Origin of the sequence: Streptomyces griseus subsp. griseus, assembly GCF_000720255.1 — a bacterium.
Lineage (GTDB): Bacteria > Actinomycetota > Actinomycetes > Streptomycetales > Streptomycetaceae > Streptomyces > Streptomyces griseus_I.
The window spans coordinates 137333-157647 of the sequence record NZ_JOJE01000006.1 but is presented as its reverse complement, the minus strand read 5'-3'; the positions used below and the strand labels follow the sequence as shown (position 1 = coordinate 157647).

The window sequence follows — 20315 nt, the reverse complement described above, 5'->3', positions numbered from 1 at the left end:
CCACTCGTTACCCACACCTCCCGGAGTACCACCAGTGACCACCGAACGCCGTCTCCGCCTGCCCGGCATCGCCTACGGCGGCGACTACAACCCCGAGCAGTGGCCCGAGGAGGTGTGGGCCGAGGACATGGCCCTGATGCGCGAGGCCGGGGTGACCTTGGTCAGCGTCGGCATCTTCTCGTGGGCTCTGTTGGAGCCCGCGGAGGGCGTCTACGACTTCTCCCGCATGGACAAGATCCTGGATCTCCTGCACGAGAACGGCATCGCCGCCGACCTCGCCACCCCGACGGCCTGCCCGCCCGCCTGGTTCTTCCGGGCCCACCCGGAGGCACTGCCGGTCGACCGCGACGGCCGCACGCTGTCGTACGGCAGCCGCCAGACGTTCTGCCCGTCCAGCCCGGCCTACCGCGCCGCCGCGCTGCGTATCGCGGGTGCGCTGGCCGAGCGGTACGCCGACCACCCGGCCGTCGCGATGTGGCACGTCCACAACGAGTACGGCTGCCACAACGCGGAATGCTTCTGCGACACCAGCGCGGCCGCCTTCCGCACCTGGCTGAAGGCGAAGTACGGCAACGACCTGAAGGCGCTCAACCACGCCTGGGGCACCACCTTCTGGAGCCAGTGGTACTACGACTGGGACGAGATCATCCCGCCCCGCGCCACCGGCGCCGACCCCAACCCGACCCACCGGCTGGACTGGCGCCGTTTCTGCTCGGACGAACTGCTGTCGCTGTTCACGGCCGAACGCGGCGTGCTCCGCCGAGCCGCCCGGGACATCCCCGCCACCACCAACTTCATGGTGATGCACAACTTCGATTCCGTGGACTACTGGCGCTGGGCTCCCGAGCTGGACATCGTCTCCAACGACCACTACCTGCTCGCCACCGACCCGGAGTCGGAGATCGACATCGCGCTCTGCGGCGACCTGGTCCGTTCCCTGGCCGGCGGGCAACCCTGGCTGCTGATGGAACACTCCACGGGAGCCATCAACTGGCAGCCCGTCAACCGGGCCAAGAGGCCCGGCGAGATGCGCCGTAACGCGCTCGCCCATGTCGCGCACGGCGCGGACGGCATCGCCTACTTCCAGTGGCGCGCCGCGAAGGCGGGGGCCGAGCAGTGGCACTCGGCGATGCTGCCGCACGCGGGCACCGACAGCCAGATCTGGCAGGACGTCGTGCAGCTCGGAGCCGATCTGCGGGCCCTCGCCGAAGTAGGCGGCAGCACCAGCCCCGCCAAGGTCGCCATCGTCTGGGACTGGAACGCCCGTTGGGCCATGGAGCTGCCCTCCCAGCCCAGCAGCGAACTCCGCTTCCAGGACCTGGTGAGGGACTGGTACACACCGCTGTGGAAGGCCGGCGTGGCGGTCGACTTCGTACGTCCCGACAGCCCGGAACTCGACCGCTACCAACTCGTCCTCGCCCCCAGTCTGTACCTGGTCGACGACGTGGGCGCGACCAACCTGGCGACGTTCGTCGAGCACGGCGGCACCCTCGCAGTGGGCTTCCACAGCGGTGCGGTGGACGAGAACTGCCATGTCCGCCTGGGCGGTTACCCGGGCGCCTTCCGGAAGGTCCTCGGGGTCCACGGCGACGAGCCGTTCCCCCTGCTGCCCGGACAGTCGGTCGGCCTGCGCGGCCAGGTCCCGCAGGACGCGACCGCCGACCTGTGGACCGAGCGCCTCCGGCTCACCGGAGCGGAAGCCGTCGCCGCGTACGCCGACGGACCGCTGGCCGGCGTCCCGGCCATCACCCGCCACGCGTACGGCAGCGGCACCGCCTGGTACCTCGCCACCCACCCGGACACCACCACCCTGGACGCCGTCCTGGAGCGCATCTGCCTCGAGGCGGGCGTGCGTCCGGAGCGTGAGGTGCCGGCCGGCATCGAGGTGGTCCGGCGGCGGGGCACCGAGGCCGACTACCTCTTCCTGATCGACCACGCCGGCCACGGCGCCGAGATCCCCGCCGAAGGGGTCGAACTCCTCACCGGCAAACCGGTGATGGGCTTTGTCACCGTTTCCGAAGGAGGCGTCGCGGTCGTCCGCGAGGCCACCCCCGGACCGAGTGGCGGGTGAGGTGGACGGGACGGCGCTCTCACCGCGCCGCCCCGCGCGGTACGGACGCGGCCCGTCTCCGGCGGGGACCGGCCGCCACGTGCGCGGTGACTGAAACGACGCGACGGACTCGGGGCCACTCGGCTGTGCCGACGTGCGGGCCCCGCTTTCCCGATGCGACCTCACCCGGCTTCCACATGACCGACGGCGGCACCTGCCGGCGCGCGGCGGGCATGTCCGAGAACCACACATCGCTCGACCGCGGCGCCGAGCCCCAGGAGACCCGCCGGCTGGACGCGAGGTGGGACCGAGGCACTTCTCTCGGTTGCTTGAGGCGGGCCGTCAGCCCGATCCCGGGTTCCGCCCGGCCCGCCGTGGGCGTAGGCACAACGCCGCGCCATGGGAATTTCCTGCTCCGACTCCACGGAAGTGAGTTCTGACATGACAGGTTTGCCCAGCCGCCGACAGGTGCTCGGCGGGGCGGCCGCGGGAGTACTGGCCTCGCTGGCCGGGATTCCGCTCGCCGATTCCGCGTCCGCCGCCACGACGTACACCGCACCTGATCCGCGTGTGTGGATCCACCTCAACAGCGGGTGGCGGTTCATCAGATCGGACGTGACAGGCGCGCAGGCGCCCGGGTTCAATGACTCCGGATGGACGTCGGTCAACACGCCCCACACCTGGAACGCCGTCGACGGTGCCGACGGCGGCAACAACTACTACCGCGGAGTGGGCTGGTACCGCCGCCATTACACCGTGCCGTCCGAACTGGCCGGGAAACGGCTGTACCTGCAGTTCGCCGGGGTCAACCAGGTCGCCGACGTCTGGGTCAACGGCACGTACCTCGGGCAGCACAAGGGCGGGTACTCCCGCTTCAGGTTCGACGCCACGGCCGCGCTCGTTCCGGGCGGTGACAACGTGATCGCGGTGAAGGTGACCAACGCCCGTGACACCGACGTCGCCCCGTTGAGCGCGGACTACACCTTCCAGGGCGGCATCTACCGCAACGTGAGCCTGTGGGCCGTCGACGACCTCCATGTGCGGATGACGGACTACGCGGGCCCCGGCGTGTATCTACGGCAGAGCAATGTCACCTCGGCCTCGGCCACGGTGACCGTCACGACGAAGCTGTGGAACGACAGCACCACCACCAGATCGGTGGTCGTCCGCACGGTCATCGCGGACAAGACCGGGACCATCGTCGCGGAGGCGGGCAGCACCGCGCAGACCGTCCCCGCGGCCACCGGCACGGAGGTTCAGCAGACTCTCCCCATCAGCAACCCGCACCTGTGGAACGGCCTGGCGGATCCCTACCTCCACAACGCCAGCGTCGAGATCCATGACGTCACCGGGGGCGGGGACAAGATCACGGACGTGGTGACAGAACGCCTGGGGCTCCGCTCCATCGCCGTCGACGCCGACACAGGTTTCCGCCTCAACGGCAGCCACGTGCACCTGCACGGCGTCAACCTGCACCAGGACCGGGCCGGCAGGGGCTGGGCGATATCCGACGCCGATCACACCCAGGACTTCGACCTCATCGGCGAGGTCGGCGCCAACGCCATCCGGATGGCGCACTACCAGCACGACCAGAAGGACTACAACCTCGCCGACGAACGCGGAATGATCGTCTGGGCGGAGATCCCCCTGGTCGACCTCGTCACCGACTCGGCCGCCTTCACCACCAGCACCCAGAACCAGCTGCGGGAACTGATCCGGCAGAACTGCAACCACCCCTCGATCGCCTTCTGGGGCATCGGAAACGAGCAGATCGACTACAACGGCACCGCCACGAACAAGCTGCTCGAGTCACTGGCCGACATCGTCGAAGCCGAGGACCCGGACCGCCTCTCCACCTATGCGGTGCGCGGCGAGGACCCCGACAACGCGCAGGCGGGGCTGCACACGCAGACCACGGGGTTCAACAAGTACTACGGCTGGTACTACGGGTCCAAGGACGGTGACCTTGGCGCGTGGGCCGACAATGTGCACGCGAGCTCCCCGTCCCGCAGGATCGCCATGTCGGAGTACGGCGTCGGCGCGAGCACCACCCAGCACGAACTCGACCCGCCGAAGCCGGCTCCGGGCGGATCCTGGCACCCCGAGGAGTACCAGTCGCTGTTCCACGAGGCGGCCTGGAAGCAGCTCGCCGAACGTCCCTTCATCTGGGGCACGTTCGTCTGGGCCATGTTCGACTTCCCCTCCGACGGCCGCAACGAAGGGGGCCAGCCCGGAATCAACGACAAGGGCCTGGTCACCCGCGACCGGCAGACCCGTAAGGACGCCTTCTACTGGTACAAGGCCAACTGGGCCGCCACGCCCACCCTCTACATCACCAGCCGTCGCTGGACCCAGCGCACCGATGCCACGACCGAGCTCAAGGTCTATTCCAACGCGGAGAGAGTCACCGCCACCCTCAACGGCACCTCCCTGGGAACCGTGACCAGCAACGACCACATCTTCCGGTGGACCGGTGTCACCCTGCAGCCGGGGCGGAACACGGTGGTGGTGAGCGCGACCATCAACGGCTCCGCCTACACTGACACCGTCGACTGGACTCTCGGCTGAGGACGGGGGATCCCGCAGGCCCACACTCGCACCGCATCGTCCGCCTGTCCGCTGTACGGAACCTACGCTCGACTCAACGCCGATGCGCGGGCTGCGACCGTGCCGTCTCGTCCTCGATTCCACGGACCAGGTCGATTGCTCTGCCGAGGTTGGTGAGGCGGGCGTCCAGCGTCTCCCCGGCGGGATAGAAGCGGACGATGTCGACCCCGGCGTCGCGCCACACCCTCAGCCGCTCCCGCACCATGTCCTCGGTGCCGATCAGCGTGGTGGCCAGCACCATGTCGTCGGTGACCAGACCGGCCGCGCCGTCGCGGTCCCCTGCCTGCCAGCGCTCCCGGACCTCGGCCGCGACCTCGGCCCAACCCTGGCGGCTGTAGGCGTTGTTGTAGAAGTTCGTCGTCGCGGAGCCCATGCCGCCGAGGCTGAACGCCAGCTCCTTCCTGCGGCCGGCCACCATCGCGCGCAGGGCGTCCTCGTCTTCGGCGAACGCCACCTCGGCGCCCTGGCAGATGCCGAAGTCGGCGCGCGTGCGGCCGGCTGCGGCGAGTCCGGCGTCCAGGTGGTCGAAGTACGCCTCCTTGGCGCCCTCGGGCACGAAGCTGGTGCCCAGCCAGCCGTCGGCGATCTCCCCGGTCAGGTGCAGCATCTTCGGCGAGAGGGTCGCCAGGTAGATCGGGAGGTCGTGCTCCGCACGCATCGACAGCCGCATGGGCTTGGCCTCCCCGCCCGGCAGCGGGAGCTGGAACTCCCTCCCGGAGTAGGAGACTTTGCCGCCCTTGACCGCCTGCCGCACGATGTCGACCGTCTCGCGCATCCGGGACAGCGGCCGGGCGAACGGCACGCCGTGCAGGCCCTCGATCACCTGGGGCCCGGACGGACCCAGTCCCAGCAGAAAGCGTCCCTCGGAGAGGTTCGACAAGGTGATCGCGGCCCGTGCGATGGCCATCGGTGTACGGGTGGCGAGCTGAATGATCGCCGAACCGAGCAGCAGGCGCTCAGTCTTCGCGGCGAGGTAGCCCAGCGGCGACGGCGCTTCGGCGCCCCAGGCTTCCGCGACCCAGCAGATGTTCATGCCGAGTTTCTCCGCCTCCACGACGAAGTCGACTGTCTCCGGCCAGTTGGTGGAGGCCTCGATCGTGGTCGCCGTACGCATCAGACACGCGCCTTTCCGGGCTCTTCGGCCAGCTTCTTGATCGCCTCAAGGGTGGTGGCCATGTTGCTTTCGAACTCCCGCATTCGCACGAAGACGATCTTCTGCTCCTTCTCCGGCATACGGTCGATGGCGAAGGAGAGGCCCGAGCGGCCCGGCCCCATCTGCATCCACTGCCGCAGCAACGTGCCGCCGTTCTGCGGTTCGAGTCTGAACCGCCAGATCGCTGACGGGTACTGCGGATCCCCGACCGCCCAGGCGAATACCCTCAGGGGCTCGTACTCGACGATGTGGGACGTGGTGGCCCAATCGCCGAACGCCTCATGCTCGCTCCGGCCCACGAAGCGTGCCCCCAGCGCGGGTCCCGTGCCTCCGTCCAGCCACTCCACCGCCTGCAACTCGGAGCTCAGGCGCGGCATCAGTTCGATGTCGGACACCAGCTCCCACACCCGATCGGGCAGGGCAGCGATCCAGATCGGCACCTCCACCGTCGGCTTGTCGGCATAGCACGCGCCCGTCCACTCCACGCCCGGCCTCCTCATCAGTACGGCAGACCTAGAACCCAGCCTGACCATTAAAGTTGTGTAGGTAGACTCACTTGTCAAGCGTGTGCGGCGCATCGCCGGGTCCCTCGGTCAGCCGGCGAACCGCTCCTTCACGTCCGGTCGCTCGGCCAGGCGCGGCGGATAGCCCGGCCCCATCCTCGGATGGGTGTTTTCGGCGGTCATCGGCTCGCCGCAGGCGGCGCACACCACCTCGGCGTGACTCTCCCGGCCGCAGACGTCGTGGTAGTTCGTCACGGGCGGACCCGCCTCACCGGCCAGCCAGCGATCCCCCCACCGGTTCATCGCCAGCAGCACGCTGTAGAAGTCGCGCCCCTTCTCGGTGAGGACGTAGTCGTGGCGCACCGGGTCGGTCTGGTAGGGCTGCTTCTCCAGCAGCCCCTCGTCGACGAGCCTCCGCAAGCGGTCGGTCAGTGTGTTGCGTGCGACGCCGAGGGATTCCTGGAACGCGTCGAACCGCGTGATCCCGTAGAAGGCCTCTCGCAGCACCAGCGGTGTCCACCAGTCCCCCAGCAGGTCCATGGTGCGCGCGATCGAGCAGGGCCAGTGTGCGAAGGATGTGCGCCTCATGACGGCAGCATAAGGTTGGTCTCGCAAAGAAACCCAGCAGGCCGCAAGGGGTTCGACAGGACGGCGAAGGCTGGGCATCACCCGCATTGACGCGCCCTCGCGGACCACGCCGAGGATCTCTGCTCGGGAGCGGCGTCCTCGATGGCGTACGCGGGCGTATGGCGTCGCCGTCTTCCCATTCAGGTCCGGCATGGGCTCCCGGTCGGCCGGGCCGGGGCTTCTCACTGCGGACAGTCGCCGGCACCACCTCCCTGAGAGGGATTCCGCTCTCTCGGGGCCTCGATCCCGCATTTCTGGAACAGGTCCGCACGGTAGGCGGTGAACAGCGGCGCCGACCCCATCGGGATGCCGGAGGTGGTGCCACCGGGGCTGACCGCTTTCCACGCGGCGACCGTGTACGCGCCCTTGTACTCGGCCGCGACCTTGCTGATATCGGTCAGCAGTCCATCGGCGGCGAAGTTCGCCAGGTTCATCCCGTCCGTCTTGGACAGACAGAGCGCGTGCCCGCGTTCACCGCGGCCCGCAGCTTCCAAGCGGATACCGGACTTGGACATCGGTCCTCCACGGAGGAATGGGACGTGACGGCGGTGCGCGGCGACCGCTCCCGGGCCGTGGCGCGGGCCGCCCTGGAGTCCGGCCAGGTGCACGTGCCGGCGAGGAACCTGGCCACCGGCAACCCCGGGGAGGCGCTGATGGGGCATCTGGAGCAACTCGGCGTGCACGTCACCAGCGTGATCAACAACGCCGGTTTCGCCGGCTTCGGCCCCTTCCACGGACTCCCGGGGATTCAAGGGTGTGGAAAACCTGTTCCGCGGTTGCCGACACAGTACCCAGTGACTGCCGAGCCAACGGATGTCCGAAGGCGATTTCGCGACCCTTGCTCGTAGCGGCAAGCCAGCCGGTCAGAGGGGGCGGGGAGTACAGACGAGCCAGTACGCTGGTGCTGCACACGGTGAGTCCTGTAGAGGACGCCGAGCCTCGTTGCGTCTGAGCGCGTCAGAACCACTGAGGACGTCCCACGATCGATGGTCATCATGACGAGAAACGAAACACTCTTCTGGTGCACCAGCGCCTGTCGGACTCGACCCACTCGACCACGCACGCCAGGTCCTGACCACCCATCGGCCAACTGGGCAAAGGGTCAGCATGAGACCGCCCGAAGATGGCTACAGATGACGACAGGTGCACATCATCCTATGCCCGCGATACCTGGGTTGCACTGCGAAAATGCCGCTTCCTGGGGGAGCCGGTGGAGTGAGGAGCGAGCCGTGTTCTACTACCTGCTCAAGTACGTCTTTCTGGGCCCGCTGTTGAGACTGGTCTTCCGGCCCCGGATAGAAGGCTTGGAGCACGTGCCGGAGTCGGGTGCGGCCATCGTCGCGGGCAACCACCTGTCGTTCTCCGACCACTTCCTGATGCCCGCGATCCTGAAGCGGCGCATCACCTTCCTGGCGAAGGCGGAGTACTTCACCGGCCCGGGCATCAAGGGCCGGCTGACCGCGACGTTCTTCCGCAGCGCCGGGCAGATCCCGGTCGACCGTTCCGGCAAGGACGCGGGCCAGGCGGCGATCCGGGAGGGACTGGGCGTGCTGAGCAAGGACGAGTTGCTCGGCATCTACCCGGAGGGCACCCGCTCGCACGACGGCCGCCTCTACAAGGGCAAGGTCGGGGTCGCGGTGATGGCCCTCAAGGCGGGGGTTCCGGTGATCCCCTGCGCGATGATCGGCACCTTCGAGGCGCAGCCGCCGGGCAAGGTCATCCCCAACGTCCACCCGGTGGCGATCCGCTTCGGCAAGCCCCTGGACTTCTCCCGCTACGAGGGCATGGAGAACGAGAAGGCCATCCTGCGCGCGGTCACCGACGAGATCATGTACGCGATCCTGTCCCTCTCGGAGCAGGAGTACGTCGACCAGTACGCGGCCGTGGTCAAGGCGGAGGAGGCCGCGGCCAAGGAGAAGGCCCGCAAGTTCCCCCGGATGCCGCTGAGTTGAGGATCGCTCGGGCACAGGGAAGTGAGGGGCGGCCGGTGCGACCGGCCGCCCCTCACTGTCGTCGCTGTCGACCCGGCGTGGGTTACGGCTTCGGCGTGGCGTGCGGTGCGCAGGTCACGTCGGCGGTGTCCAGCTTGCCGGTGAGCAGGTAGGTGTCCACCCGGTCGTTGACGCAGGGGTTGACCAGGCCGGTGACGCCGTGGGAGCCCGCGTTCTTCTCGGTGATCAGACGAGAGCCCTTGAAGCGCTTGTGCAGTTCCACGGCACCCTCGTACGGGGTGGCCGCGTCACGCTCGGACTGCACGATCAGCACGGGCGGCAGGCCCTTGTGCGTCTTGACGTTCAGCGGCGTCTGCTGCTTGGCGGACCAGGTCGCGCACGGCAGGTTCATCCATGCGTTGGCCCAGGTCATGAAGGGGTGGTCCTTGTGGAGCCGCGTGTTGTCGCGGTCCCACTTCCGCCAGCTGGTGGGCCACTTGGCGTCCACGCACTCGACGGCGGTGTAGACGGCGTTGCCGTTCTCCGAGGACGCGTTGCCCGCGGTGTCGCTGAGGTCCGGTGCGGCCGCGTCGACGAGCGCCTGGGTGTCACCGGCGACGTACTTGCTGAAGACCGACGCGACGGAGGCCCACGAGGAGTCGTAGTAGGGGGCGCTCTGGAAGAAGGAGATCAGCTCGGCCGGGCCGATGAGCCCGCCGATCGGGTTCTTCTTCGCGGTGGCGCGCAGCTCGAGCCACTTCGCCTGGACGGCGGCGCGAGTGGTGCCGAGGTGGTAGGTGGCGTCGTTCGCGGCGACCCAGTCCTGCCAGTCCTTCCAGCGGCCCTCGAACGCGACGTCCTGGTCGAGGTTGGCCTGGTACCAGACCTTCTCCCGGGACGGGTTGACCACGCTGTCCACGATCATGCGGCGGACGTGACCGGGGAAGAGCGTGCCGTAGACGGCGCCGAAGTAGGTGCCGTAGGAGACGCCGAGGAAGTTCAGCTTCTTCTCGCCCAGGGCGGCCCGGATGACGTCCAGGTCGCGCGCGCTGTTCGGCGTGGTCATGTGCGGCAGCATCGCGCCGCTGCGCTCCTGGCAGCCCTCGGCGTACTCGCGGGCCAGCTTGCGCTGGGCGCGTTTGTCGGCCTCGCTGTCCGGGACCGGGTCGGCCTTGGGCGCCTTGACGAACTCCTGCGGGTCGACGCAGGAGATGGGCGCCGAGTGACCGACACCGCGCGGGTCGAAGCCCACGAAGTCGTAGGCCTTGGCCACCTTCGCCCACACGGGGGCCTTGGTGGTGACCCGGCGCGGGAAGCGCATCCCGGAGGCGCCGGGGCCGCCGGGGTTGTAGACGAGCGCGCCCTGACGCTCCTGCTTCGTCCCGGTGTTGCCGACGCGGTCGACCGCGATCTTGATCTGCTTGCCGTTGGGCTTGGCGTAGTCGAGCGGAACGGAGACCCAGCCGCACTGGATCGGCTTCTCCAGGCCCCAGTCGGCGGGACAGTCCTGCCAGTCGATGCCCGCCTTCGCGGCCCGTGCCGCGGCGATGGCGGCGCCCCGGGCCTCGCGGTCCTGCCCGGGCTTGCTCTGCGCGTTCGCCGTGGGCGCGGCGAACGCGCCGGCTATGAGCGTCGCCGCGACGATCGCTCCGGCCGAACCGAGCGCGGTCGTACGCCTGTTCGCGCTGATGTCCCTCAAGTGGGCCCCTCCCCATACCTCGTGTTGACAGGTACGGGGATCCTCTCGACTGTGAGGACCCTGAGAACAGGGTTTGTTGACCTTCTTTGCCAATCCGATAACCGGAGCGTCAAGCACCGCGCATCGGATACTGATGTGCTGTCAGCCGAGTTCCGCCAACGCCTCGTCCAGTACCCGTCGCAGCAGCAGCCCGTCCGGCGCGACGGCGCTCACCAGCGCGGCCGGCCCCGCGAGCGGCATCACGGCGGCGTACTCGCCGACGATCCGCGCCGTCACCGGATGCGTGGTGAACTTTGACCGTACGACTACGAGTTGTCCGACGGCGCGCCGTCCCGCCAGCACCGCGGGCCCGTCCCAGCCGGCCGGTGCGCCCGGCCCGCAGGCCAGCTCCTGGTCCAGGACCGTGCGCCCGGCCACCCGCACGGTGAGCCTGCTGCCGAGCCGCCCCGGTTCCTCGCCGACCCGGCCGAGCACCTGCTCCTCGCGCAGCACGAGCCGCGCCGTGGCGGCGAGCTCGACGCGCGTGGTGACGTACAGCTCGCTGCCCCCGGCCGAGATCAACGGCTCGGGCAGCCAGAGCAGTTCACCCCCGTCGGCGACGGTGAGCCGCACGTCGTAGCGTGCCTCACTCTTCGCCTGGCCCGGCAGCGCGATGGTGGCGGCGGCCGACCCGACCCGCAGCCTGGCCCCCTCCTCCACCTCCGCTTCCACCGCGAAGTGGTCCCCGCCGAGCGGCCCGCTCATCGCGCCGACCAGCACGACCCGCGCCTCGGCACCGCTCCCCCGCGTGCGCCGCAGCGCCAGCGGCCCCTCCCCCTCCAGCACGGGCAGCGACGTACCGCCCCGCCCGTCGCCGCGTGCGCGGATCCGTGCGGTGGCCCGGACCCCGCTCACCGTCACGCCGTCCACGCGGCGAGCCGCGCCCGCACCCACGCGGAGACGTCCGCCACCCCGGCCTCGCTCCGCAAGGACTGGAAGACGACCGGCAGTTCGGCCCGCTGTGCCTTGGCGTCGGCCGCCATCCGGGCCAGGTCCGAGCCGACGTACGGGGCGAGGTCGGTCTTGTTCACCACGAGCAGGTCGGCCGTGGTGACCCCCGGCCCGCCCTTGCGCGGGATGTCGTCGCCGCCCGCCACGTCGATCACGAAGATCTGTGCGTCGACCAGCCCCTTGGAGAAGGTCGCGGTGAGGTTGTCACCACCGGACTCGACGAGTACGAGGTCCAGCGGCCCCACCTCGTCCTCCAGATCCTCCACGGCCTCCAGGTTCGCCGAGATGTCGTCCCGGATCGCGGTGTGCGGGCACGCCCCCGTCTCCACCGCCGCGATCCGCTCGGGCGGCAGCACCGCCTCCCGGAGCAGGAACTCGGCGTCCTCGCGCGTGTAGATGTCATTGGTGACGACGGCGAGCGAGAACTGGTCGCGCAGGGCCCGGCAGAGCGCGGCCACGGTGGCCGTCTTACCGGACCCCACCGGCCCACCGAGCCCGATCCGCAGGGCACGGCGCGTGCCATCGGGGCGCTGTGCGTCGGCACTGACTGCGGACGGCGCGGAGTGGGCGTGGTCGAGATGCATGATTACGGCTCCTGATTCAGCCAAGCTCTGTGAACGTCAGCTTTGACGAGGTCTACGACGCGAACAACCGCACAGGCCACCCCGCGTGCGCCTCTGCCCCGATCTCCAGCAGCGGCCCGGAAGCCGCCGGCAACACATCGACCCCCTCCCCCGGCACGGCCCTCCCCGCCGCCACCGCCCGGTCGACCATCAGATCCAGCTCCGGCGCCAGCCGGGCCAACACCCCTGTCGCCTCGAAGGGATCCAGACTCAGCAACCGCACCACCGCCGTCGCCGGCCCGCTCACGCTCTCGTACGCCGCGCAGTACGCCGCGTCCTGCGCCCCCAGCCCGGCCGCCCGCGCGGTCACCCCCAGCACCACCGGCTGATGGGCCCCCTTGGGGAACTCCCCCGCCAGAGCGTCCAGTTCATCGCTCGGCCAGGCCGCCCGAGCGGCCCGCATCAGCTGTCGGCCCAGCCTGCGCGCGGCGCCCCGCAGCGCCGGCGACGGCGTCCGGGCGTCCGCGGCCGCGTCCAGTTCCACCGGATCCGCTCCGGCCGCGGCGGCCGCGGCGAGCGCCGCCCCGACCAGCCCCACCGTGTGCAGCCGCCCACGGCAGAACGCCTCCAGGCTCGCCGCACCGGTGATCCGCCCCGCCTTGACGGCCTCCTCCGCCCCGCCGGAGTGCGCGTGCCCCCCGGCGGGAAAGCGGCCGTCGGCCAGAACGAGGAGCGCTGCCCTGCTCATCGGAACTCGCCCATCAGACCTCACCCATCAGAACTCGCCCATCACAACTCGCCCATCACAACTCGCCCATCAGAACTCGCCCATCAGAACAGGAAGTAGCGCTGAGCCATGGGCAGTTCGGCAGCCGGTGTCGCCTCTACCAGCTCCCCGTCGATGTGCACGGCGAAGCTGTCGGGATCGACCCGCACAGACGGGCGCGCGTCGTTCTCCCGCATGTCGGCCTTGGTGACCCCACGCGTCGAGTCGATCGCCACGAACCGCTTGCCGAGCTGCAGCCGCTCCGGCAGGCCGTCCTCGATCGCCAACGGCGCGACGAAGTTGAGGGAGTTGGCGGCCGGCGCCCGCCCGATCGCGCCGTACATGGGACGCGGCAGGATCGGCTGCGGCGTGGGGATGGAGGCGTTCGCGTCGCCCATCTGCGCGTACGCGATCTGCCCGCCCTTGATGACGAGCTGCGGCTTGACGCCGAAGAAGGCGGGCTCCCACAGCACGAGGTCGGCGAGCTTCCCCGTCTCCACCGACCCGATCTCCCGGGCCAGTCCCTGCGCGAGCGCCGGGTTGATCGTGTACTTGGCCACGTACCGCCGCACCCGCCGGTTGTCCGCGCGCCCGTCCCCGGGCAGCGCGCCCCGCCGCCGCTTCATCACGTGCGCGGTCTGCCAGGTCCGCAGGACGACCTCGCCGACGCGACCCATGGCCTGGGAGTCGGACGAGATGATCGAGATGGCGCCCAGGTCGTGGAGTATGTCCTCGGCACCGATGGTCGACGGCCGGATCCGGGACTCGGCGAACGCCAGGTCCTCCGGCACCGCCGGGTTGAGGTGGTGGCACACCATCAGCATGTCGAGGTGTTCCTCGGCGGTGTTGACGGTGAACGGCCGGGTCGGGTTGGTCGAGCTGGGCAGGACATACGACTCGGACACCACGGTCATGATGTCGGGCGCGTGCCCGCCGCCCGCGCCCTCGGTGTGGTACGCGTGGATGCCGCGCCCGGCGATCGCGGCGAGCGTGTCGCCCACGAACCCGGCCTCGTTCAGGGTGTCGGTGTGGATGGCGACCTGGATGCCGGTCTGTTCGGCGACGGTCAGCGAGGCGTCGATGACGGCCGGGGTCGACCCCCAGTCCTCGTGCAGCTTCAGGCCCAGCGCGCCGCCCCGGATCTGCGACAGCATCGCCTCGTGGGAGACGGTGTTGCCCTTGCCGAGGAAGCCGATGTTGAGCGGGTACTGCTCCATCGCCTCCAGCATCCGCGCCAGGTGCCACGGGCCGGGCGTCACCGTCGTCGCCTTCGAGCCCTCGGCCGGGCCGGTGCCGCCGCCGACCAGGGTCGTGATGCCGGCGGACAGCGCCTCGTCGGCGATCTGGGGGCAGATGAAGTGGACGTGCGCGTCGATGGCGCCCGCCGTGAGGATCCGCCCGTTGCCCGCGATGACCTCGGTCTCGGGACCGATGACCAGGTCGGGGTGGACCCCGTCCATCGTGTCGGGGTTGCCCGCCTTGCCGATGCCGGTGATACGGCCGTCGCGGATGCCGACGTCGGCCTTGACGATCCCCCAGTGGTCGACGATGACGACACCGGTGATGACGGTGTCCGGGGTGCCGTCCGCGCGCGTGGCGCGGGCCTGGCCCATGGACTCCCGGATGACCTTGCCGCCGCCGAAGACCGCCTCGTCACCGGCGAGTCCGGGCCCGCCGCTGCGGTCCTCCTCGATCTCGATCAGCAGATCGGTGTCGGCGAGCCGGATGCGGTCGCCGGTGGTCGGGCCGAACAGGTCGGCGTACGCCCCGCGTGAGATCTCAGGCATCGAGGGCACCTCCGGTCTCCCCGCGCAGTCCGGGCACGACTCGGGCCCCGGCGAGCGGTACGAGTTCAACGTCCACGGGGATCCCGGGTTCGAAGCGCACGGCGGTGCCGGCGGCGACGTTCAGCCGCTTGCCGCGCGCTGCGGCGCGGTCGAACTCCAGGCCGGGGTTGGCCTCGGCGAAGTGGTAGTGGGAGCCGACCTGGACGGGCCGGTCGGCGGCGTTGAGGACGGTGAGCCGGGTGACCTCGCGGCCAGCGTTGTACACGATCGGGCCCTCGGCGAACAGGATCTCTCCGGGGATCATGGCGGCCTCCCCGTCAGACGATCGGGTCGTGGACGGTGACGAGCTTGGTGCCGTCCGGGAAGGTCGCCTCGACCTGCACGTCGTGAATCATCTCGGGGATGCCCTCCATGACGTCGTCCCGGGTGAGCAGTTTGCGTCCGGAGGCCATGAGTTCGGCGACGGTACGGCCGTCACGCGCGCCTTCGAGGATGTGCGAGGTGATGAGGGCGATCGCCTCGGGGTGGTTGAGCCTGAGCCCGCGGGCCCGGCGCTTCTCGGCGACGTCGGCCGCGACGTGGATCAGCAGCCTCTCTTGCTCGTGCGGGGTCAGTTGCACGTCCCACCTCACATCCTCGCTCCGGACCGTGCGGGGTCCGGCTGCCGCGGCCCCGGGGCAAAATCCCTGGTGGCATGGATCGGCAGGCTAGTTGGAACGGGTTTCAGGCACGTTAACCGAGCTGTGATCCTTCGGACGCGCGATCCGGGCCCGGCACGCTCATCAGGGCGCGCAGTCCGTCCCGCAGGACCTCGACCGGGGCGGGCCCGAAGAGGGACTGCTGGGCGATGAAGCCCAGGACGGCGGCGATCATCGTCCGGGCCACATGGTCCGGGGCGATGTCCGGGCGCATCGTCCCCTCCTCCTGGTAGGCCTCGACGATCCGTGTCCAGGCCGCGCGGACGGCGGCGTACCCCTTCCCCAGGACGGCCGCCAGCTCGTCGTTGCGCGGGACCTCCGTCCATACCTGGACGACCAGGCGCGGGAAGGCGGGCACACCGTCGAGGGTCAGAGACTCGCGCAGGCCGAGGGTGCGCCCGAGGACGGAGGCCACGAGCTGGTCGGGCCGCGGGGGCGGGCTCTGCCGGGCAGCCGCCTCGAAAGCCGTCTGGACCTCGCCGAGCACCTCGCCGACGATCGCGGCGATCAACTCCTCCTTGCCGCTGAAGTAGCGGTAGACCGCCCCCGCGGAGAGGTCGGCCTCCTTCAGCACGTCCTGCATCGAGGTGGCGTGGAAGCCGTTGCGGGCGAAGCAGAGCGCTGCGGCGTCGAGGATCTGCCGGCGGCGGGCGTCGAGGTGTTCCTGGGATACGCGGGCCATGACCCAAAAGTAAAACGAACATTCATTCTTGACAAGCGACGACCAGGGCGCAATGGTGGTGGCGGACGTAAAACGAACGATCCTTCTCTTTAAAACCCACTCGACCCCGCCGTCGTACCTCGCCTCACCCCGCCTCGCCCCGCCTCGCCCCGCCTCGCCCCGCCGCAGGGAGAACCCATGCCCACACCGTCCACCACCCCGGCCCGTCGCCGTCTCGTCGCGGTCGTCGTACTCGTCCCGCTGCTCGCGGCGCTGGCACTGTGGGCCTTCGCCTGGCCCGCCGCGCGCACCGCGCCGCGCGACCTCCCGCTCGGGGTGGCCGGCCCCGCCACCGCGACGGCCCAGGTGACGAAGGCGCTTGCGCAGCACAAGGGCGCATTCGAGATCCACCACTACGCCGACGAGACCGGCGCTCGAGCCGCCATCGAGGACCGGACCGTGTACGGCGTCGTGGTCGTCACGGCGCAGGGTCCCGAGCTGCTGACCGCGTCGGCCGCGAGCCCGGTCGTCGCCCAGTTGCTCCAGCAGGCCGTCGGGCATCAGGCGGCCGCCGAGAACAGGCAGGTGCGGACCGTGGACGTGGTGCCCGCTCCCGCGAAGGACCCGCGCGGGGCGGCTCTGATCGCCGGCGTGCTGCCCCTGGCGCTGGCCGGTATCGCGGCGGGCGCGGTCGTCACCCTGGTCGGACTGCGCGGCGCCCGTGCCGTGGCAGCGCTGGTCGGGGCCGCCGCACTGGTGGGCCCGGCGGGCGCGGCGATCCTGCACAGCTGGCTCGGCACCCTCACCGGCGACTGGTGGGCGGAGGCCGGGGTGCTGGGACTGGCGACCCTGGCGGTGAGCGCGGGTGTCGCGGGACTCGCCGCGCTCCTCGGGCCCGCCGGGATCGGGGTCGCCTCGAGCCTGATCATGCTGATCGGCAACCCGTTCTCCGGGGCCGCCTCGGCGCCGCAGATGCTGCCCGCGCCGGCCGGGGCGATCGGCCAGTGGCTGCCCCCGGGCGCGGGGGCGACCCTGCTGCGCTCGGTCTCGTACTTCGACGGCGCGGCCGCCACCGGGCCCGCCCTGACGCTGAGCTGGTGGGCGGCCCTGGGCCTGGGCGCGGTGCTGTTGGGCGGCGCCCTGAAGACCATGAGGAGCCGCCCGGCCCGGACGGCGGAGGACGAGCCTGCCGAGGGCCGCGAACCGGCGCTCGCGGGCTGAGCCGCCGGCCACCGCGAACGCCCTCCCGGGCCGAGCCACGACCGCCCCGAAAGGCCGCGCACCCCATCACCAGTGGGCGCGCGGTCTTTCACATACGCCCGCACCGGCAATGAAGCGACTTCCGCCGCTACGACGGATTCGGCCCCCGGTGCTCCGCAGCGATCCCGAACCGCTGCCGTTCGCGGGGAGCGGAACCGACCTCACGGACGGCCGAGACGGAGCTGATCACCTGCTCGTCCGCCGAGTCGTCGAGTCCATCGAGTGCGTCGAGTCGTTCCAGGTCAGCGGCGGAGACCAGGGCAACGAGGGGCTTGCCGTGCCGGGTCACGACGACACGCTCATTGCCGTACACCACGCGGTTGATCAGGTCGGCGAGTTCAGCCCTGGCTTGCGTCACCGGAATCTCGTAGGCCATGACCCCATTCTAACGTCAGGTACGTCCTGTACATTTTGTACAGACAGCGCTCTGCGAGGAGGGGTCATCACCATGGCCATGCACCGACCGTCCGCCCGTTACGTCCTGCCCGAGTTCACCGAACGCACGGCCTCGGGGCACCGGACGATGGATCCGTACTCGAAGCTCCTGGAGGAGCGGATCGTCTTCCTGGGGGCGCCGATCGACGACATCTCGGCGAACGACGTGATGGCGCAGTTCATGTACCTCGAGTACCAGGACCCGGACCGGGACATCTCGCTGTACATCAACTCCCCCGGCGGCTCGTTCAGCGCGATGTCGGCCGTCTACGACACGCTGCGGTACGTCACCTGTGACGTGGAGACGATCTGCCTGGGCCAGGCCGGCGCGTCCGCCGCGGTACTGCTGGCCGCGGGTACGCCGGGCAAGCGGTTCACGCTGCCCGGCGCGCGCATTGTGATCCACCAGCCGGCGCTGACCGAGCCGGTCCAGGGGCAGGCCAGCGACCTCGCCATCCAGGCCGCCGAGTTGCTCCGCACCCGCGACCGGCTGGAGGAGATGCTCGTGGAGCACACGGGGCGCACACGGGAACAGGTGACCGCGGACATCGAGCGGGACAAGATCCTCAGCGCACCGGAGGCCGTGGAGTACGGCCTGGTGGACCGGCTCATCCCCAGCCGCAGGGACTCGCGCACCACGCCCGGCGCGAGGTGAGGCGGCGATGCTTCCACCGGAGTTGCCGCCGCTGCCCGCGCTCACTCGTGCCGAGGGCGAATTGATCGACCGTTACCTGGACGTCGCCGACCTTCTCGGCAGAATCAACCCGGCGCATCACGGGGACACGTACCGTGGTCTACGCGCCGCACAGGCGCTCGTCGCCAAGGCGGCGGCGCTCAGGGACGCACTGGCGCTCATGCATCAGCGGGGTGAGACCGAGCTGCACGCTCCGACGCTGGCGCGTGCGCTGCGTGTCCTCGACGGGGAGCGTCGTACGGCGCGCGTCACGTTGCCGCCGCTCTCCGACAGTTGACTCACCGGTGTCCGGTCCGGACGCGCGGCCTCCTCGGCGGGACGTCCGGAACGGGACCCAAACGCACCGAACGAAGTACCCCTGTTCGGAGTAGCTGAAGGCCCTTTTCCGGGACCTCCCGACTTGCGCAACGCGCGTAGCGTCAGACGGGGCTGAAACCCTTTCATGCTGGTCCGAGCCCCCGTCATGACCTGGACACTCACTCGAACACCGCACTGTCCACCCGAACGGGTGAGTGGTGAGTAACGCCACAAACCCCCGATTCCGTTGGGTATTTCGGACACTCGTGAGTGAAGATCCGTGACTGACGACAAGCCCCCGCCACAACGGCGGGGCGATCCGGACGGACGCCGAGTCCTGCCGCCGCCCGGATGACTGGTCGACAGGAGTGCATCGGCAGGAGTGGAGGACCCAAGCAAGACGGGTCGCCGGAACGGTCACGCCATGACCGGGTCGAGCAGCCCTTGGGGTGAAGCCGCGGCAACGCGGCCGGGCAACTTCGCCAGCCCGAATCCGACAGGTCATCCTTCACAGGCGGCTGACGAAGGGTTGCGCATGACTGCGCTCAATCGTGTCCCGTCGCTGATGGCCCGGGCCGGCACGGCCTCTGCCCTGACCATCGCCGCCGTTGGCGGCTCGATCGTGGTACCCGGCTTCGCCTCCGACGCCGCGGCCGCGACACCTGCGACGAAGGCGCTGCAGATCGCCGCGTCCAAAAAGGGCTCACCGTACAAGTACGGGGCCACGGGCCCCAAGAGGTTCGACTGTTCAGGGCTCACGCTGTACGCGTTCAAGAAGGCGGGCAAGAAGCTCCCCCGGACGGCGGCCCAGCAGTACAACAAGACCCGACACGTCTCCGTGAAGAGCCGCAAGGCCGGGGACCTTGTGTTCTTCCACTCGGGTTCCTCCAGCTCCAGCGTCTACCACGTGGGCATCTACGCCGGGAAGGGGAAGATCTGGCACGCCCCGAAGACCGGGGACGTCGTGAAGCTTCAGAAGCTCTGGACGAAGAGCGTCTGGTACGGCCGGGTCAAGTAACCCGCGCAGGGGCGGTGCCGGCGTCCTGAACGCTCCGGCACCGGCTCCGGGCTCGATCTGACGGTCCTGAGGGCGTCACGAGGCGTCCTGGGCCGTCCGGTCACTGCTCCTGCTGCCCCACCGCTGTCACCGGCTCGACCGGCGCGGTCCACGAAGCGGTCCACGGCAGTTCGATGAAGATCCTCTTGCCGCCCTCCCGGGTGGGGCGGACTCTCAGCCTGCCGCCGCACTCCGCGGTGAGCCAGCGGATGATCACCATCCCGCGGCCATTGTCCTGCTGAACGGCGGCGGGCAGCCGCTTGGGGAACCGGGGATGGCTGTCGGTGACTCCCACGCACACGTGTTCGTCACGGTCGAGCCGGACGTCCACCGTGAAGGTGGGGGACTGCCCGAAGGTGTGCTGTACGGCGTTGGTGGCGAGCTCGGAGACGATGAGCCGGATGGTGTCGGACGCCTCCGTGCCCTCCGGCAGGCCCCACTCCATGAGGGTGCCGACCACGAAGGCGCGGGCCGCGGAGACCGAGGCGGGATCGCTCGGCAGAGTGACGGATGCTTCCAGGTGGTCTGCCATGGCGA

General features: G+C 69.9%; 22 protein-coding genes and 1 riboswitch. Of the genes, 8 read left to right on the top strand and 14 right to left on the bottom strand.

Translation table 11 applies throughout. The features are described from left to right. The first annotated feature begins 34 nt into the window (after positions 1 to 34). Together IG99_RS11690 and IG99_RS11685 are read left to right on the top strand one after the other, a co-directional pair. The gene (locus IG99_RS11690; protein ID WP_037672604.1) at positions 35 to 2071 is read left to right on the top strand and encodes a beta-galactosidase; all 2037 of its coding nucleotides are present in this window, start codon (positions 35 to 37) and stop codon (positions 2069 to 2071) included. A 420-nt stretch (positions 2072 to 2491) separates the two neighbouring features. After that, the gene (locus IG99_RS11685; protein WP_199815493.1) at positions 2492 to 4618 is read left to right on the top strand and encodes a glycoside hydrolase family 2 protein; all 2127 of its coding nucleotides are present in this window, start codon (positions 2492 to 2494) and stop codon (positions 4616 to 4618) included. Between the two features lie 73 nt (positions 4619 to 4691). Here IG99_RS11685 and IG99_RS11680 read toward each other — a convergent pair whose 3' ends face one another. The 4 genes from IG99_RS11680 to IG99_RS11665 form a co-directional block, all read right to left on the bottom strand. Further along, the gene (locus tag IG99_RS11680) at positions 4692 to 5771 is read right to left on the bottom strand and encodes an LLM class flavin-dependent oxidoreductase (RefSeq protein WP_037672602.1); all 1080 of its coding nucleotides are present in this window, start codon (positions 5769 to 5771) and stop codon (positions 4692 to 4694) included. Beyond that, positions 5771 to 6295, bottom strand: a complete 525-nt coding sequence (locus IG99_RS11675; RefSeq protein ID WP_037672601.1) for an SRPBCC family protein — start codon at positions 6293 to 6295, stop codon at positions 5771 to 5773. Before IG99_RS11675 ends, IG99_RS11680 begins: the two co-directional genes overlap by 1 nt. Positions 6296 to 6403: 108 nt before the next feature. Beyond that, positions 6404 to 6901, bottom strand: a complete 498-nt coding sequence (locus IG99_RS11670; protein WP_037672599.1) for a winged helix-turn-helix transcriptional regulator — start codon at positions 6899 to 6901, stop codon at positions 6404 to 6406. 221 nt (positions 6902 to 7122) lie between these two features. Then, complete coding sequence (locus tag IG99_RS11665) at positions 7123 to 7455, bottom strand: hypothetical protein (protein ID WP_037672598.1); 333 nt, start codon at positions 7453 to 7455, stop codon at positions 7123 to 7125. A gap of 24 nt (positions 7456 to 7479) precedes the next feature. Here IG99_RS11665 and IG99_RS49560 point away from each other — a divergent pair, with 24 nt between their 5' ends. Both IG99_RS49560 and IG99_RS11655 read left to right on the top strand, forming a co-directional pair. Then, a complete protein-coding gene (locus IG99_RS49560) occupies positions 7480 to 7788 on the top strand; it encodes an SDR family oxidoreductase (RefSeq protein ID WP_037672597.1) in 309 nt (102 codons plus the stop codon). Positions 7789 to 8169: 381 nt separating this feature from the next. Then, positions 8170 to 8892, top strand: coding sequence for a lysophospholipid acyltransferase family protein (locus IG99_RS11655; RefSeq protein ID WP_037672596.1), 723 nt, complete (start codon positions 8170 to 8172; stop codon positions 8890 to 8892). Between the two features lie 82 nt (positions 8893 to 8974). Here the strand turns inward: IG99_RS11655 and IG99_RS11650 are convergent, their stop codons facing one another. From IG99_RS11650 to IG99_RS11615, 8 genes are all read right to left on the bottom strand, one after another. After that, positions 8975 to 10570: an alpha/beta hydrolase gene (locus IG99_RS11650; protein WP_037672595.1), complete on the bottom strand. Its 1596-nt coding sequence runs from the start codon at positions 10568 to 10570 to the stop codon at positions 8975 to 8977. A gap of 141 nt (positions 10571 to 10711) precedes the next feature. Continuing rightward, positions 10712 to 11479 (bottom strand): urease accessory protein UreD, encoded by a 768-nt coding sequence (locus IG99_RS11645; RefSeq protein ID WP_037672969.1) that lies wholly within the window; start codon positions 11477 to 11479, stop codon positions 10712 to 10714. Continuing rightward, a complete protein-coding gene (gene ureG, locus IG99_RS11640) occupies positions 11467 to 12144 on the bottom strand; it encodes an urease accessory protein UreG (RefSeq protein WP_037672594.1) in 678 nt (225 codons plus the stop codon). The genes IG99_RS11645 and ureG overlap by 13 nt, the downstream gene beginning before the upstream one ends. A 52-nt stretch (positions 12145 to 12196) precedes the next feature. After that, complete coding sequence (locus tag IG99_RS11635) at positions 12197 to 12871, bottom strand: urease accessory protein UreF (RefSeq protein WP_037672593.1); 675 nt, start codon at positions 12869 to 12871, stop codon at positions 12197 to 12199. 83 nt (positions 12872 to 12954) lie between these two features. Beyond that, positions 12955 to 14676 (bottom strand): urease subunit alpha, encoded by a 1722-nt coding sequence (locus IG99_RS11630; protein ID WP_037672591.1) that lies wholly within the window; start codon positions 14674 to 14676, stop codon positions 12955 to 12957. Next, on the bottom strand, positions 14669 to 14980 hold the full coding sequence (locus tag IG99_RS11625) for an urease subunit beta (protein WP_037672589.1): 312 nt from the start codon (positions 14978 to 14980) through the stop codon (positions 14669 to 14671). Before IG99_RS11625 ends, IG99_RS11630 begins: the two co-directional genes overlap by 8 nt. A 13-nt stretch (positions 14981 to 14993) precedes the next feature. Beyond that, complete coding sequence (locus IG99_RS11620) at positions 14994 to 15296, bottom strand: urease subunit gamma (protein ID WP_037672587.1); 303 nt, start codon at positions 15294 to 15296, stop codon at positions 14994 to 14996. Positions 15297 to 15408: 112 nt separating this feature from the next. Further along, the gene (locus IG99_RS11615) at positions 15409 to 16056 is read right to left on the bottom strand and encodes a TetR/AcrR family transcriptional regulator (RefSeq protein ID WP_037672585.1); all 648 of its coding nucleotides are present in this window, start codon (positions 16054 to 16056) and stop codon (positions 15409 to 15411) included. Between the two features lie 177 nt (positions 16057 to 16233). Here IG99_RS11615 and IG99_RS11610 point away from each other — a divergent pair, with 177 nt between their 5' ends. Next, positions 16234 to 17256, top strand: a complete 1023-nt coding sequence (locus tag IG99_RS11610) for a membrane protein (protein ID WP_037672583.1) — start codon at positions 16234 to 16236, stop codon at positions 17254 to 17256. Between the two features lie 127 nt (positions 17257 to 17383). Here the strand turns inward: IG99_RS11610 and IG99_RS11605 are convergent, their stop codons facing one another. Beyond that, the gene (locus IG99_RS11605) at positions 17384 to 17671 is read right to left on the bottom strand and encodes a type II toxin-antitoxin system Phd/YefM family antitoxin (RefSeq protein WP_037672581.1); all 288 of its coding nucleotides are present in this window, start codon (positions 17669 to 17671) and stop codon (positions 17384 to 17386) included. Positions 17672 to 17749: 78 nt separating this feature from the next. On the opposite strand from IG99_RS11605, the gene IG99_RS11600 reads away from it, so the two are divergent. The 3 genes from IG99_RS11600 to IG99_RS11590 all read left to right on the top strand — a co-directional run bounded on the left by IG99_RS11600 (position 17750) and on the right by IG99_RS11590 (position 19739). Beyond that, on the top strand, positions 17750 to 18385 hold the full coding sequence (locus IG99_RS11600) for an ATP-dependent Clp protease proteolytic subunit (RefSeq protein WP_037672967.1): 636 nt from the start codon (positions 17750 to 17752) through the stop codon (positions 18383 to 18385). Between the two features lie 7 nt (positions 18386 to 18392). After that, entirely contained in the window at positions 18393 to 18701 is a 309-nt protein-coding gene (locus tag IG99_RS11595) for a hypothetical protein (protein WP_037672579.1), read from the top strand. Between the two features lie 416 nt (positions 18702 to 19117). Next, a riboswitch (cyclic di-AMP (ydaO/yuaA leader) is annotated at positions 19118 to 19253 on the top strand. A gap of 3 nt (positions 19254 to 19256) precedes the next feature. Beyond that, on the top strand, positions 19257 to 19739 hold the full coding sequence (locus IG99_RS11590; protein WP_037672577.1) for a C40 family peptidase: 483 nt from the start codon (positions 19257 to 19259) through the stop codon (positions 19737 to 19739). Between the two features lie 100 nt (positions 19740 to 19839). Here IG99_RS11590 and IG99_RS11585 read toward each other — a convergent pair whose 3' ends face one another. Continuing rightward, positions 19840 to 20310: an ATP-binding protein gene (locus IG99_RS11585; protein ID WP_037672575.1), complete on the bottom strand. Its 471-nt coding sequence runs from the start codon at positions 20308 to 20310 to the stop codon at positions 19840 to 19842. Positions 20311 to 20315 lie beyond the last annotated feature (5 nt).

Coding starts and splice junctions, on each gene's coding strand:
- IG99_RS11685 (WP_199815493.1), top strand. CDS start 2,492: ATGACAGGTTTGCCCAGCCGCCGACAGGTGCTCGGCGGGGCGGCCGCG.
- IG99_RS11625 (WP_037672589.1), bottom strand. CDS start 14,980: ATGATCCCCGGAGAGATCCTGTTCGCCGAGGGCCCGATCGTGTACAAC.
- IG99_RS11595 (WP_037672579.1), top strand. CDS start 18,393: ATGCTTCCACCGGAGTTGCCGCCGCTGCCCGCGCTCACTCGTGCCGAG.
- ureG (WP_037672594.1), bottom strand. CDS start 12,144: ATGCATCTCGACCACGCCCACTCCGCGCCGTCCGCAGTCAGTGCCGAC.
- IG99_RS11590 (WP_037672577.1), top strand. CDS start 19,257: ATGACTGCGCTCAATCGTGTCCCGTCGCTGATGGCCCGGGCCGGCACG.
- IG99_RS11670 (WP_037672599.1), bottom strand. CDS start 6,901: ATGAGGCGCACATCCTTCGCACACTGGCCCTGCTCGATCGCGCGCACC.
- IG99_RS11605 (WP_037672581.1), bottom strand. CDS start 17,671: ATGGCCTACGAGATTCCGGTGACGCAAGCCAGGGCTGAACTCGCCGAC.
- IG99_RS11680 (WP_037672602.1), bottom strand. CDS start 5,771: ATGCGTACGGCGACCACGATCGAGGCCTCCACCAACTGGCCGGAGACA.
- IG99_RS11585 (WP_037672575.1), bottom strand. CDS start 20,310: ATGGCAGACCACCTGGAAGCATCCGTCACTCTGCCGAGCGATCCCGCC.
- IG99_RS11630 (WP_037672591.1), bottom strand. CDS start 14,676: ATGCCTGAGATCTCACGCGGGGCGTACGCCGACCTGTTCGGCCCGACC.
- IG99_RS11635 (WP_037672593.1), bottom strand. CDS start 12,871: ATGAGCAGGGCAGCGCTCCTCGTTCTGGCCGACGGCCGCTTTCCCGCC.
- IG99_RS11600 (WP_037672967.1), top strand. CDS start 17,750: ATGCACCGACCGTCCGCCCGTTACGTCCTGCCCGAGTTCACCGAACGC.
- IG99_RS11610 (WP_037672583.1), top strand. CDS start 16,234: ATGCCCACACCGTCCACCACCCCGGCCCGTCGCCGTCTCGTCGCGGTC.
- IG99_RS11665 (WP_037672598.1), bottom strand. CDS start 7,455: ATGTCCAAGTCCGGTATCCGCTTGGAAGCTGCGGGCCGCGGTGAACGC.
- IG99_RS11615 (WP_037672585.1), bottom strand. CDS start 16,056: ATGGCCCGCGTATCCCAGGAACACCTCGACGCCCGCCGCCGGCAGATC.